This is a genomic window from Burkholderia sp. AU45388 (assembly GCF_030481585.1).
Lineage (GTDB): Bacteria > Pseudomonadota > Gammaproteobacteria > Burkholderiales > Burkholderiaceae > Burkholderia > Burkholderia sola.
Window position 1 is genome coordinate 211967 of record NZ_JAUJPV010000008.1, and the last position, 12675, is coordinate 224641.

A 12675-nucleotide genomic window follows, 5' to 3' on the forward strand; every position below is an offset into this window, starting at 1 on the left:
ATGAACAATGAGACTGAATGAGTATCAGCAACGAGCAAATGCTACAGATCAAGTTTCAGATACGCAGCGGATTGAAGCACTGATGACACCGGTACTCGGTCTATCAGGAAGGGCCGGGGCATTGTCGACGGAGTACTTGCGCTACTTGCGAGACGGAGCCGCCTATCAAGCATTTCGTCAGCGCACTGGGGAGGTCCTTGGGGATTTACTATGGTACGTTTCTAATATCGCACACAAAAATGACCTGACGCTTGAAGACATCGCCAGGCAGAATCTTGAGAAAACCAGTAACCGCTGGGATCGAGGTACAGGCGAAGAAGCGGGCGCCCCAGATTTCGATGGCGCGTTTCCTGACAATGAGCGATTTCCTCGGCTATTTACTGTGGATGTCACCGCAACGAGAAAGTCCGATGGCACAAGTGCGGTGTCACTTTCGTACAATGGTAAGCCGTTCGGTGACCCATTGACTGACAACGCGGAAGACGAGGATGGTTATCGCTTTCATGACATCTTCCACTTGGCCTTTGTCTCGCACCTGGGCTGGTCGCCAGTACTCAGAGGGCGTCTTTTCTTCAATTGCAAGCGGAAAAGTAGCCCGACCGTTGATGAAGTTGAAGACGGAGGGCGTGCGGCTGTAATTGATGAAGCTATCGCCGCACTGATCTTTAATGAGGCACAAAAGAATTCCTACTACGAGGGTGTCAACAGTGTGAGCATTCAGCTGCTTCAACTCATCGGTCAGTTGACCGGCCACCTCGAGGTTAGTCGCTGCACGATGGCCCAGTGGGAACAAGCCATTCTTAATGCTTTCGCAGTCTGGCGACGCGTATGTCGTGAGCCGAGCGGCCGCCTAATGGGAAATCGAGAGACCCGTCGAATCGAATATGTCACAAACTCATGAAGACAGCTGTGTCCGACGCAGATGGCTGAATACATTTCAGAGGAACGTTGAGCCTGATTCGGGATTGGGACAAGCATCTGGCGGTCACTAAAGTGTACAGAAGGATCAGCGAGGATCCATGAAATGACTAAATCCGAACAGCGTAGGCATCTCTTTATCAGCCACCATCATCGAGATGATGCCTTGGTTGATAAATTTACGGGGCTACTCGGCGGAAAAGGATGGGACGTACGCAATAGTTCGATTCGTGCGAAGCCCGCGAACCAGGAGCGACTGGATCGAGGTTTGGTGAAAGATGCTGTGATTGAGCGTTTGCTCCGTATGAAGATCTCGTGGGCGTCCACCGTTGTGGTTCTAATCGGAGAGAAGACCCATACAAGACCTTGGGTTAACTGGGAAATCGATCAGGCTCATGCTCAAGGTAAGAGAATAGTCGGCGTATTTGAGCAGGGGGGGAAGGACGCAGATATTCCTAAGAGCCTTGAAAAATATGCATCGGCCATAGTTGGGTGGAATGCAAATAGTATTAAAAAGGCGATCGACGATGAAGATAATGCATTCGAAAACCCAGATGGATCCGCTCGATCTCCAGTAAACGCCTCAGTGACCTCCCAGTGTTAGCTATGTCGAAGGTATACATCTATGTGGTGGATCGCGATTTTGGGTTTGCCCCGAATCCGTTCCACAAATTGTGCACTTTAGCTACCTGTAAGCCAATTATACGGCGCGTAGCCAAAGAGGGCGATTGGGTTATCGGAATGGGAGGCTCGCGACTAAACGCAACGGGTAGGTGCGTTTTTGCTATGAGAGTGTCGAGTTCGATTACGTTCAATGAATACTGGGAGAATCCACTCTACCGAGACAAGAAGCCAGTGCGAAATGGAAGCAAGAAAATGATGGTGGGCGATAATATTTATCATAAGGTTGCGGGGGATTGGGCGCAGTTGAATTCGCATCATAGCCATCCAGATGGTTCGCCAAATGTTCATAATGTGAGAAACGACACCCAGACCGACGCAGTTCTCGTGTCAGACTATTTCTTCTATTTTGGCGCCTCGGCTATAGAGATCCCGGCTGCTCTGCTTCAGAAAATCAATTATCGAAATGCAAGGCATCACAGGGTTTTTGATATTTCTGATGTTGAGCCGATATTGAAATTTATCGAATCGAATTTTACGGCTAATAGAGTGCTGGGAGACCCATTCGATTTTGAGGCGGCGAGTGCAAGATATTCCGCAAAGGACAACAAAGTCATCGTGGACGGTTAGCAGTGGAATAGATTGCATTTGAGAAGAACAAGTTTTCCCGGCTGTCGGTGGTTCTTGCGGGTCCGAAGTCGCCGAGGTGGATCGCCGCTTGGCTGATAGCGTGCATCTTGGTATACAGTTCGAGCGTGGGCCGAGAATGTCGGCGACCGCGTTCGTGTCGGTGAAGATCTGAATTACGAGACGAGAGCCCGAACAGGAATGATCGGGATCGACGCCTGAAACACGCTTAGGACATCCATGGTCGATATTGCTCGCCCTTTCTTAGTGGTCTACATCGTCTGGCATCCAGATTTTGAGGACGGAGCCGCGGTGGCGGAGGTGCTGAGGAAGCATTTTCGCCGCGAACTTTACGCAAACGTGGCGGGAGGCACGGGCTTAAGTGTCATATTCCGTTCTGAACCGGCGCCTGACGCCGGAAGGCCGTTGCCGATCGATCTTGGCGAGGCAGAGACGACAGCTATAGTCGTACTCTCGGAATCATCTCTGGCGAACGATGCGGATTGGATGGCGTACATCCGTGAGTTGTCTGAACAGACGGACGCTGCGGGTCTCGCGGCGCGCCTGTTCCCCGTCGCGATTGAGCGGGCCGGACTCGTAGTGGCCGAACAGGCTCTTCGATGGGATCAATGGAGCGATACGCTGGCCGGCGACAAGCTCCTTCTACGGCTAATCAGTGAGCTGACGTACGAGTTCTGTCGCATGCTCAGACACTATCTCGAACACCTGAAGCGGCCGGGGGAGGATAGCGAGGCACTCATCAGGTATTTGCAGAAGGTTCAGATATTTTTGAGCCACTCCAAGCATGACGATGACGGCGAACGCATTGCGCGTCGCATTCGCGAGCATCTTCATCTTGGCCATGGTTTGGGCAGTTTTTTCGACGTACACGATATTCCAGCGGGACTTCGCTTTAATGAGGTCTTGTTGAAACAGGTGGCTCAGAGTGCGGTCGTCGCGATTCACACCGACTCATATTCTTCTCGCGAATGGTGTCGGCGCGAGATTATCGAGGCCAAACGACGGAATGTTCCACTGGTAGTCGCCAACTGCATTGGCGATCAAGACGAGCGGGCGTTTCCGTACATGGGCAACGTTCCGATCGTGCGTATGGATCCTCAGTTCGCTGATCGTATCGATGTCGTTGTTGGGCGATTGCTCGATGAAGTGCTCAAGGACTTCCTCTGGCGTTGCCGGGTTGAACTTGAAAGAGGCGGCGAGCGCGACGTCGTTTTTGTTCCCCGCGCACCCGAGCTCATTTCGCTTGCCGGACTTCCCCCGGTTGCGGAGATGGCAAAACCGACTATTGTCTATCCAGACCCGCCCTTGAGCGCTGAAGAGGAACGTCTGTTTGAAACTGTCGCGCCACATGTGCGGTTGCGAAGCTTCACAGAATGGATTGCGGAGGAGATCTGATGACTTACCGTCAGGCACTGGCGCAGCATGCCGTTGCGATTTCGACCTCCGATAGCCCGGACATGCCCGCTCTTGGACTCAGTGATCAGCACTTGAGCGATGCGATGACGGAAATTGCACGTCACCTCCTTGCCCTCGGGGCTCGGATAGTCTATGGCGGTGACCTGCGCGCGAACGGCTTTACCGAGTTGCTATTCGAACTCGTTGCGCGGCACCGTCGAGATGCCGATGACGGCGATGAGCGTGCCGGGATTCTGAACTACCTTGCCTGGCCGGTGCACATCCAGAAGCCGGTACAGGAGCTGGAGCGGATCCAGTCGGACCTGAACGGGGTAGCCAAACTTGTCCTTCTGGACCTGCAGGGGCGAGTTGTCACCATGGGTGAACGGAGGAATTTTCCCGAGCAGCATCCGACAGGCGAGGAGTGGCAACAAGGACTTACAGCGATGCGGGAGGCGGCGGCGCGAACCACACACGGCCGTATCGTCCTCGGCGGGTGCGTCGATCGGTACAGTGGATTGATGCCGGGTATCGCAGAGGAGGCGTTGCTGGCACTCCAAGGTAAACAGCCGCTCTTCGTGATTGGCGGGTTTGGTGGTTGTGCCCGCGATATTGCGGAGACGTTGGGGATGGTAGCACCGTGGACGAACGCATATCGCGGTTGGGCTGAGCGTCAGGCATTTGAGGCGTTCTCGTGGCGTGACTTGAACAATGGCTTGACGGAACAGGAAAATGCAATCGTCGCTCGTACGCCGCACGTGGACCAGGCTGTTGCGCTGATCTTACGGGGCCTTTTTCGGCTCGGGCCAAGGGCCGTCTGACTTAGTGGAAGTAATGGCGTGTTTAAGTTTTGCCTGGATGTCGCTGGACTGACGTCGGCCATGTACGTTGGCATGCGTGTCTGATGCTCGACACCAGCCCCCAGCAAAGCGCCATACCTGGACGCGAAGGGCCTACAGCTGGAGGAGTGGTGACGGGTTGGTTTCCGGCACCACAAGCGTAAGTTGTTCGCAAGATCGGCTAAGCGCAACGTACAGCAAGCATCGGTTTTTCTGATTGGGCGCGAGACTGCCCGCATCGCATGGAATCAGAATGGCGCGATCGCATTCAAGCCCTTTGGACTTGTGAATCGTGCTGATCGACCGGGAGGGTACCCGGTCGTTTCCCTTGCCGCGCTGATAGGCAAGTCCTGCAAGCACGGTGCTGATGTCAGGGTGTGCCTGGATGCGCCGAGCCTGTGCAAACTCCATCCGTAGATCGATGCGGGCGTCGCTGAAGTGCCGGCTCGTATTCATCAGGTGATGGATGTGCTCGATCGCTTCTCCGACGCCGGTATGATCGGGCGTCTGCAAGATCAACCGGGCGATCGACTGAATCTCTGCAGGTTTGCCGCGGCAGGGCCTCGCGCAACGGGTCTCCAGTTCCTGGGCAAGCCGATTGCCGAAGGCTGTGGGCGAGAAGCCTTTTCCGACCGCTTCGAGGAAGATACAAATTGCCCTGCCGAGAGCGACGGGATCGCCGGACCGGATGCGGCAGGCCGCGAGGAGTTCGCCCAAGGCGTTCCTCGTATAGCCCTCCCAGATCGGAACGCGGGCCCCCCAGAAAGCGTTGAGACCGAAGGCCATTTGATTGTGAGCGGTCAACACCAGCAGGTTCGGACTGTTCTGGACCGCGATGTCGAGCGGACGACGTTCCGCAGGACTCAGCTGGAAGCCGCCAAAGCGTGGTGCACGATTGTCTGCTCTCAATAGGCGTAGGCCTCTGGGCAAGCTGTTCCGCAGATCGACACTGCCGCCGACGCGTAGATGCTCCCGCTGTTCGAGCACCCAGGCGCCCAGTTCAGGAGAGCCGTTAGCCCAGCGGTGTGCCGTGTCCAGTCGCTCGAAGGCGTTGGCGCTTGCCACGAGCTCGCGCCATTGCAGCTCATGTGCTTCGCGTTCCCGTCCCGTACTGAAAATCATCTGCATGGGGTCGCCAAAGAACCGCACTTTCGCGCCTGCCTGCGCAAGCAGGGTGACGATCGCGTGCTGATCGCTGCTGGCATCCTGATGCTCGTCACAGATGATGATGGGGTGTCGCTCTGCGACCGCATCGGCGATACCCGGTGAACGGACGATCAGGCGCCGTACTCTGTTGGCCAGGTCGGCGTAACATTCCTGCCCACGATCAATTGACCACGCGTGAATATCAGCCGGCAGGTCAAGGGCCCGGTGATAGATCTGGGAAATCGTTGCCACGAGTGAATCGATGGTCCCAATTCTCAGCCGTCCTGCAAGGTCGGTCGTTCTCGACGAAAAGACGTTACAGGCGGAATGTGTATGCGCTAATATCAGTACCCGCTGGCCTTTACCCAGACCAGTTGTGGCGTCCCGGGCGTAGCTGGCGGCCTGATGTGTCTTTCCTGTTCCTGCAGGCGCCTCAACGACGACACGCTGTACCTCCGAGCGTAGCGCCTCAGCGACAGAGGCGTCGCTCACTGTGCTTGCCTCGGAACGGCAGCCGGAACCGGATCGGCCTGTGTGCGGACAACCGCGTCGACGAAGGGGCGCAGCAAGGCGTTCAGTTGTGTGTCCCAGACACCGGAGCGGTAAACCTTTTCGGCCAGCTCGCGACCGCCTTCAATGCTCTTGAACCACGCTGTCGCGTGTCCCTTGAAGGGATTGCGCTGCGCGGCCGGCGCGTCGCGCAGTACATCGGGTACCTTACCCGTTGCGGCTTCCACGATCCAGGGGACCAGAGGGTGAGCAGGGTGGTCAATGTTCTCACTGCGGCGCGCTAACGCGAGCGCGCTCAGCGCCTCGAACGATGCGTCGGCTGTGTCCAGCCTATCGGCAAGCGTCCGCAACCGCAGCCCCGTTTTTTCGCCTTCCGGATCAATAATCAGCATTTGAATCTGATCGGCTTCGAACAGAGGGATCACATTCTCTTCCATGTTGCCAGCGTTCCACTGGAACAGAAGCGCGCCGACGCGGTCTGCCACGGCACGCCATCGACCCGCGTGCCTGTTTTCGTTGTCGACAAATCCGGCAAACTTAACACCGCCGGTCGAAAGCGCTTCCAGCAGCATCAGGGTGTCGTCATTGCCGCCGCCGTCTGCGATATGCACACCGCAGTCCTTCCATCCGGGTAGTTCGTGATCAAAAATCTCTTGCAGGAACCCGACCTCGGTTGCGCCTTCGGCGACGAGTGTCAGCCGTGCCAGAAACGCTTCCGGGTCTCGGGCCAGGTGGCGAGACACTTTCTCTCGAGCAAGCGCGCCAACCCTTGCGCCGGTGTCGACATACCAGATTGACGCATCAGTTGCCGTGGTGACAACAGAGGCGCTGTGCGTGGTGACGAAAGTCTGGCCCTGTGCTCCCGCAATATGGCGAACGAGCTGACGCTGGCGATAGGGCTCAAGCCCGCGTTCGAGTTCGTCCACGAGGGTGATCGGGTGGCCGTCCTGCAGAGAATCTGCGATGGCCAACGCAGCCAAACGACGGGTGCCGGAACCCCAAGTTGCAAGGGGTAACACGACGTCGTTTTTGACGGCGGTCAGGCCAATGAGTGCATTAATAGACTGACCTGCGCCGCCGGTGAAAGCCAGGCCGAGCCGGTTGGGAAGTTGACGCTCAACGAAGTCCTTGTCGAGCTGCTGCAGTCGAGTGCGCGGCTCGTCTTCGAGATGCTGATCAACGGAGTTGGCGGCAAACTCCCGCCCGAGCCGGGCGCGCAAACCACGGTCATTGATCAGGCGGTCGAGACCGGATCCAACAACCAGCCGCAGGTCGCGATCGCTTTGGTCATCGCCCAACAATCGCACGAGTCCAATCTGACGGCGCAATGCAACGGAAAACGCCGTGACGCTTTCGTCGGGCTGTATGATTTCATATACGAGTTCCAGGTCGGCAGTACCGCGGACTCGGACCTTGTAGACCGCAGGCCTGGCCGGTTGAGGAGCCCGTGCTGGTGCCGCATTCTCCGGCTCCGCAGCCAACGCAAGTACAGCGTTCTGACCGTCCCATTCCCACGGCCAAGCCATGCTGCTCTGGCGATTCACGTCTCCGGGAAGATTCATGACAGCTTCAATGAGAAATCCGTCTTCGACTAGACGGCCAAAGTAGTCCGAGTCTAGGAGCGTGTAGCTCGTAGTCGGGCTGAGCAGAAGGCCGATCGCCTCCAGGATTGTCGACTTGCCGACGTTGCCTCCACCTAGTAACAGGTTCAGACCCGGCTGGGGGTGCCAGGTTAGTTCCCGAATCCCGCGGAAACGTTCGATGTGAAGACGCTTGATCTCTGATGCCATTCGGATCCCCGATTCGGCGTTTCCGCGCCGTTCGACCAAGTATAGTATCCGGGAAAGGACGCGGCGCGAGGGCGCGTTGCCCGGGCGCCAGCCGTGCTCGAATTTTCGGATTGCCAGTTGCTTCAGGCTGCCCGGCATTCACACGGAGATCGTGTGGATCGGCATGTCGGGCATAGTGGTATGCACCGTCACCGTTCAAGCGACATACCATGGGGCGAGGTGTGGTGGCGGCCAAATGACTGATGTGGATCAAGCATCTTGCATAGTCTTGCTGTCTCTGTGGGGACGCAGTGCAACGTCCCGCTGCCATGTAGAGCCGCGCGCGCCGAATGAGCGCCAATCACCTGCAATGATTCCCGGTGCTCGTGCCCGGTGCTCGTGATTACTGCGAAAACCGGTGCTCCGGCATGCCTCGAGACATCTCTCCCGGGGTTCCCTATGTGAGGGGCTATGTACGTCGCGCACGGCAAGTTTGCCGAAATAGCGGGGACAACCACCCCCGTGCGGAAACGTCTTGCCCGCTGTACGATTGCGTATCCTGTTACCCCATCGTTTTTCCATGAAGAAAAAGCTCTTGATAACTGTTGGTGCTGGCGCATCCATCGACTTCGGCTTACCGTCTGTCGGAGACGTCGACATGCTTCTTGATCAGCAAGCGGGACGACTTTATCCGCTCGCCGCCAACCCGGATTCCAACCTGTATCGTTTTTGCCGGGATGCGATCAATGTGTACTACGGCGGGTCGCCGAACCCGGCATTGCGCAAATGGGCGAACTTCGAAGAAGTGCTGTATCAGCTCAATCTTCTTCTTCCCTACGTGTCGGACTCGTTGCGGCAACATGGCTCAAACACTTTGCTGAGAGCGTCTTTTCTTCCGGACGTACTGGAGTTCGGCCGCACATTGTCTCCAACCAACGAGAATGTGTTACGTGGGCTTACGAACACGCTCATGGACGCCTTGGTCGACCATTTCATCGATGCTTGTGCGATGATCGGAACGTCGAAAGCCGCCGAGATCAGCGAACTCGGGGGATTCATGAGCGCCTTGCGGGAGGAGTTCGAGATCGGCATCATCACGCTGAATTACGATAATCTTTTTACTCAGGTGGTGCCAGGGCTTCATACGGGCTTCGATGAGACAGGTAACTTCGATCCAATGTCCGTGCTGACCCGATCGGACTGGAACTTTATCTATCATCTGCACGGCTCCGTGCACTTCGCCATGACCGGGGTTGCTCACAATTTGCACGGTGTGAGCTGGGTGACCGCTCCGACGAAGGATTCCAAGGTCCATTCGAACGGTCGTAACAGCCAAGACTCAATGGAAGGAACGACCTATCCTATGTCCCCTTTCGTCGCTGGGTACGGTAAGACACAGCAGATCCTGCGACAGCCATTCCGCACTTACTTCGCCCAGATCAACCGTCTCGTGCACGAGGCTGACAGCTTCCTTTTCCTCGGGTATGGTTTCGGCGACCTGCACCTGAATGCGGTATTTTCCGAGGTGCGCAATCAGCAACGTCCGATCGTCTTGGTTGACTGGGCCCGCGATGACCAGGATCCCCTTCCGTTTCGGCAAGACACGTGGTCGCACAACCTTTTCAGGACTCTGCCCGGTGACGCGCACACCATGAGTTCCGCAGGCCGTTCAGCGCCTGCTGATATTGGGGACCTGAGAGCGACCCGCGAACTGGAAGTCTCGACAAATCCAGCCTATCCATTGGCCGTCTGGTACAACGGCATGCTCGAAGCCTGCAGGCATCCACAGAAAATACTGCGACACCTCAGGTGATGGGGGAGAAGGTTCAAGGGTGCTGCTTCTACTGGCGAGTTTCCTCGCTGCCGGTTGGCGAGGTAGGCAACTGCCGGGCTCCTTCAGCAGATGCTCGTGCCTGACTGGCCGCCGCTCCGGTGGAACGTCGACGTAAATCGCCCTCCGGCAATTCGCCATCGCATCGGCGTTCCACCGCGTTTGCGTATTGTGCCAGTTCCGCCGATGCGCGCACGAGAACGGGTGAAAGGCACGCTACAGAGATCTCTGACCGATTGTTTCGACAGAGCGTCGGACGATAGACCACTTCTTTCTGAGGCCGCTTCGACAAGCAAAAATCCTTCTGGCGCGATCCATGTGTCGACAGCGGCCATGGCTCGGCTGGTGTCAGATCGAAAGTCCCCCATTATCGATCTGCGTAGTCGAAGAGTACCATTCAATGCATCGAGTGCCGTGTGCTGAAATCCTTTATGACAAAATTCACTAATGGACTACCGGGTTACCGGGGTTTCGAGTACCAGATTGAAGCAACCGTTTGGGTCGCCCTTCATATGATGCTCGAAGTTAAGCGCTGTCAGGAGATCGTAGTAGAGCCTAAAAGCGCCGAGGATGTGGAATTCCTAGTCTCTGCTGATGAGACTATCTCAACAGTCACCGTCGACGCGGGCCCGACCAGACGCCTGATGTTGCAGTTCAAGACTCGAAGTACTGGCCCGTGGACCAAGAGCGCGTTTTCTGACGTAGTGGGGGACGGCACGCCACGCGTGCGTAAGCCAAATGGACCCGCACCGCGCCCAAAAGCACTGGAGATATTACTTGAGGACGACAGTACCGCCTACGTGCTGGTGACCAACGCTAGTGTGGACTCTGGCATTTTCAACCTTGCAACGACGTCGTTACTCAACAGCGACACCAAAAAAATTCCCACTGGTATCCTTCACGGTAGCGTAAAGGTTTGCGCACCTAAGCTAGAAAAGCGCATAGCGATCCTCCACGACCTGACACCCGAACTCATCGCGTTCAGGACGGAAGATGTTCTCTCTAAGATCGGAAAAGTACCGCTTGGTCAGATCGCTGACTGCGTCGCAGCACTCAAGGCACAGATCAGGCGGCGGCTCTTAGGCGAGCTCCCTAGTGTGCTTCTCCTAAAAGAAGTGAAGAACATACTCGAAATTTATGGAGGGGTATCCAACGGTGATATCGCGCAAGATTACTTTCCGCCTGAGAGGCTAGCGGAATTTGAATCTGCTTTGTCGGAGCGCAATGTGCTGGTGCTGATCGGTCCGCCCGGCATCGGAAAGTCCTCTCTAGCCTCGTATTTGACAAAGCGTCATCAGACGGGGGAGATACCGTTCGCGATTCACCGAGAGCGAGTCTCTCCGGGACAAATCGAGCAAAGACTCCAAGAGTGCGGCCCCGCGCTTTTCGTGATCGCTGATCCTTGGGGAATTAGTCACAGCAGGGGCGAAAGCGTCATGACGCACGAACTGCCACGCATCATCCGCATGGCCCGCCATGACAAACGCTTCATCATCACGAGCCGCAATGACGTGTACGACGATGTTAGCGATGCCGTCAAGTTGGCGCTCAAGGGATTTGTTCTTCCGCTATCAATGGAGAGCTATGGTGAGGCAGCTTTGTGGCGTATTGCGACCCGTCGGATTGAGGGACAAACTTTAGCGATGAGCGTAGTGGAAAGCTTCCGCTTACAAATCCTGTCGGAGCTAAAGACGCCAGCCGAACTGGACCTCTTCGGGAAACTCGTATCGGAGACTCCCACGGAATTGATTGAGGAGTGGGCCGAGGCGTTGGGCAGTCTCGTATTCCCGGACCAACCTTGGACGGCGGCGATTGAGGTAATGGATCTGATCCGAGACGCTGGCCAAGCCGTCTCCGGGCTCTATGCCAAACAGGTTCTGTCAGGCTGGAGTTTGAATCAGGTGGAGCATGTGGCGGCTAGTTGGGTATTGTTTGAATCGTTCGAGGCCCTGCACGAGCCCGAGCTTGAGGTGCTGCTTGAGGTTGCTGGCGCCGGCTCGGGTGCGGACATGCGCCCCCAGCGGTTCATCGCCTACCTGAAAGAAAACAAGATTGCGGAGTACCGCGACGAGCGATTGGTCATTCATTCCTTCGCGTTGAAGGGAATGCGCGATCTGCTTGATCCGTCACGGGAGGTCGCGCTCGCGGTGACGGAGCGTATCGTGCACTACTATGTGTCGCAAAAATCGACTCCAAATTCAATGGAGTTCGTTTGGCGAGCTCGTCAGGTCATCGATACTTGGGACAAGTGGGTCGGACGTCGGACACGGGACTTTACCGATTCTGTTGTAGCGGTCGATGAGTTTCTTGAGAGTCGATGTCTGAACGGCGTCGGTGACGAGTTTCTGGAGGCTGTTTCAACTGCGATGTGGTGGAGGCGATCAAAGAACGCATTCGTGCAGTTTGTAGGGGCATGGGGCTCCAGCGAGTCCGGGTGGATCGCACCGTGGTATCCGCCGGACCTGCCTTGCGACGTTATCGAGGCAGTCATGGTGTCGGGCAAAGCTGCACATTTTCTCCCGCGATTTGTTAAGGAAGTTATGCCCAACATCGCCGTCAGATACGACCTCGACGTTCCAGCGTTCGTTCAGTTCATCAAAGGCTTCAAGGTAGAGCTCGGCCCAGCTGCACGGACTGCGCTCGACCTGATCTATGACAGGATGTACGTCGACCATGGTGAAGGGCGCAACTACTATGATTACCACGATATCCATCAGCAACCTGCCGACCTCAACGAAAAACCGTTAAGAGCTCTCTTAAAGGAGTATACAGGCGAGTGCTATCCAGATCCACCGGCCCCAACGCCGGACTGGGATTTGTGAGCGCGAAATTGCGCTTCATTGAATCTGCCTCGTCACGCACCAACGCGGCTGACCTGCTCCCGGCGTTTAGTACGGTGACGGTGTAGAGTCCGTTCCAGAGAGGAACGGCAATGAAAAAGCGATTCACCGAAGAGCAAATCATCGGCATCTTGAAGGAAGCCGAGGCTGGCCTGAAG

9 protein-coding genes are annotated in these 12675 nt (G+C 56.3%); 7 read left to right on the forward strand and 2 right to left on the reverse strand.

All coding sequences use genetic code 11. The features are described 5' to 3' along the window. Positions 1-7 precede the first annotated feature (7 nt). The 5 genes from QZM72_RS16560 to QZM72_RS16580 all read left to right on the forward strand — a co-directional run bounded on the left by QZM72_RS16560 (position 8) and on the right by QZM72_RS16580 (position 4403). The gene (locus QZM72_RS16560) at positions 8-901 is read left to right on the forward strand and encodes a nucleoside triphosphate pyrophosphohydrolase family protein (protein WP_301738662.1); all 894 of its coding nucleotides are present in this window, start codon (positions 8-10) and stop codon (positions 899-901) included. 123 nt (positions 902-1024) lie between these two features. Further along, a complete protein-coding gene (locus QZM72_RS16565) occupies positions 1025-1522 on the forward strand; it encodes a TIR domain-containing protein (RefSeq protein ID WP_186105386.1) in 498 nt (165 codons plus the stop codon). 2 nt (positions 1523-1524) lie between these two features. Further along, positions 1525-2169, forward strand: coding sequence for a hypothetical protein (locus QZM72_RS16570; protein WP_301738663.1), 645 nt, complete (start codon positions 1525-1527; stop codon positions 2167-2169). Positions 2170-2406: 237 nt separating this feature from the next. After that, the gene (locus QZM72_RS16575; RefSeq protein WP_301738664.1) at positions 2407-3582 is read left to right on the forward strand and encodes a toll/interleukin-1 receptor domain-containing protein; all 1176 of its coding nucleotides are present in this window, start codon (positions 2407-2409) and stop codon (positions 3580-3582) included. Continuing rightward, the gene (locus tag QZM72_RS16580; protein ID WP_186105391.1) at positions 3582-4403 is read left to right on the forward strand and encodes a hypothetical protein; all 822 of its coding nucleotides are present in this window, start codon (positions 3582-3584) and stop codon (positions 4401-4403) included. Before QZM72_RS16575 ends, QZM72_RS16580 begins: the two co-directional genes overlap by 1 nt. Positions 4404-4535: 132 nt before the next feature. Here the strand turns inward: QZM72_RS16580 and QZM72_RS16585 are convergent, their stop codons facing one another. Together QZM72_RS16585 and QZM72_RS16590 are read right to left on the reverse strand one after the other, a co-directional pair. Beyond that, positions 4536-6059 carry a UvrD-helicase domain-containing protein gene (locus QZM72_RS16585; RefSeq protein WP_301738665.1) on the reverse strand — a complete coding sequence of 508 codons (1524 nt, stop codon included), beginning with the start codon at positions 6057-6059 and terminating at the stop codon, positions 4536-4538. Then, a complete protein-coding gene (locus QZM72_RS16590; protein WP_301738667.1) occupies positions 6056-8005 on the reverse strand; it encodes an ATP-dependent endonuclease in 1950 nt (649 codons plus the stop codon). Before QZM72_RS16590 ends, QZM72_RS16585 begins: the two co-directional genes overlap by 4 nt. A gap of 421 nt (positions 8006-8426) precedes the next feature. On the opposite strand from QZM72_RS16590, the gene QZM72_RS16595 reads away from it, so the two are divergent. Together QZM72_RS16595 and QZM72_RS16600 are read left to right on the forward strand one after the other, a co-directional pair. Continuing rightward, the gene (locus tag QZM72_RS16595) at positions 8427-9659 is read left to right on the forward strand and encodes an SIR2 family protein (RefSeq protein WP_301738669.1); all 1233 of its coding nucleotides are present in this window, start codon (positions 8427-8429) and stop codon (positions 9657-9659) included. A 434-nt stretch (positions 9660-10093) separates the two neighbouring features. Beyond that, positions 10094-12499 (forward strand): hypothetical protein, encoded by a 2406-nt coding sequence (locus tag QZM72_RS16600; RefSeq protein ID WP_301738670.1) that lies wholly within the window; start codon positions 10094-10096, stop codon positions 12497-12499. The last annotated feature ends 176 nt before the right edge of the window (positions 12500-12675 follow it).

Bases quoted from the DNA above. Each gene is read 5' to 3' on its own strand.
- QZM72_RS16560 (WP_301738662.1), top strand. From the start codon at position 8: ATGAGACTGAATGAGTATCAGCAACGAGCAAATGCTACAGATCAAGTT.
- QZM72_RS16565 (WP_186105386.1), top strand. From the start codon at position 1,025: ATGACTAAATCCGAACAGCGTAGGCATCTCTTTATCAGCCACCATCAT.
- QZM72_RS16570 (WP_301738663.1), top strand. From the start codon at position 1,525: ATGTCGAAGGTATACATCTATGTGGTGGATCGCGATTTTGGGTTTGCC.
- QZM72_RS16575 (WP_301738664.1), top strand. From the start codon at position 2,407: ATGGTCGATATTGCTCGCCCTTTCTTAGTGGTCTACATCGTCTGGCAT.
- QZM72_RS16580 (WP_186105391.1), top strand. From the start codon at position 3,582: ATGACTTACCGTCAGGCACTGGCGCAGCATGCCGTTGCGATTTCGACC.
- QZM72_RS16590 (WP_301738667.1), bottom strand. From the start codon at position 8,005: ATGCCGGGCAGCCTGAAGCAACTGGCAATCCGAAAATTCGAGCACGGC.
- QZM72_RS16595 (WP_301738669.1), top strand. From the start codon at position 8,427: ATGAAGAAAAAGCTCTTGATAACTGTTGGTGCTGGCGCATCCATCGAC.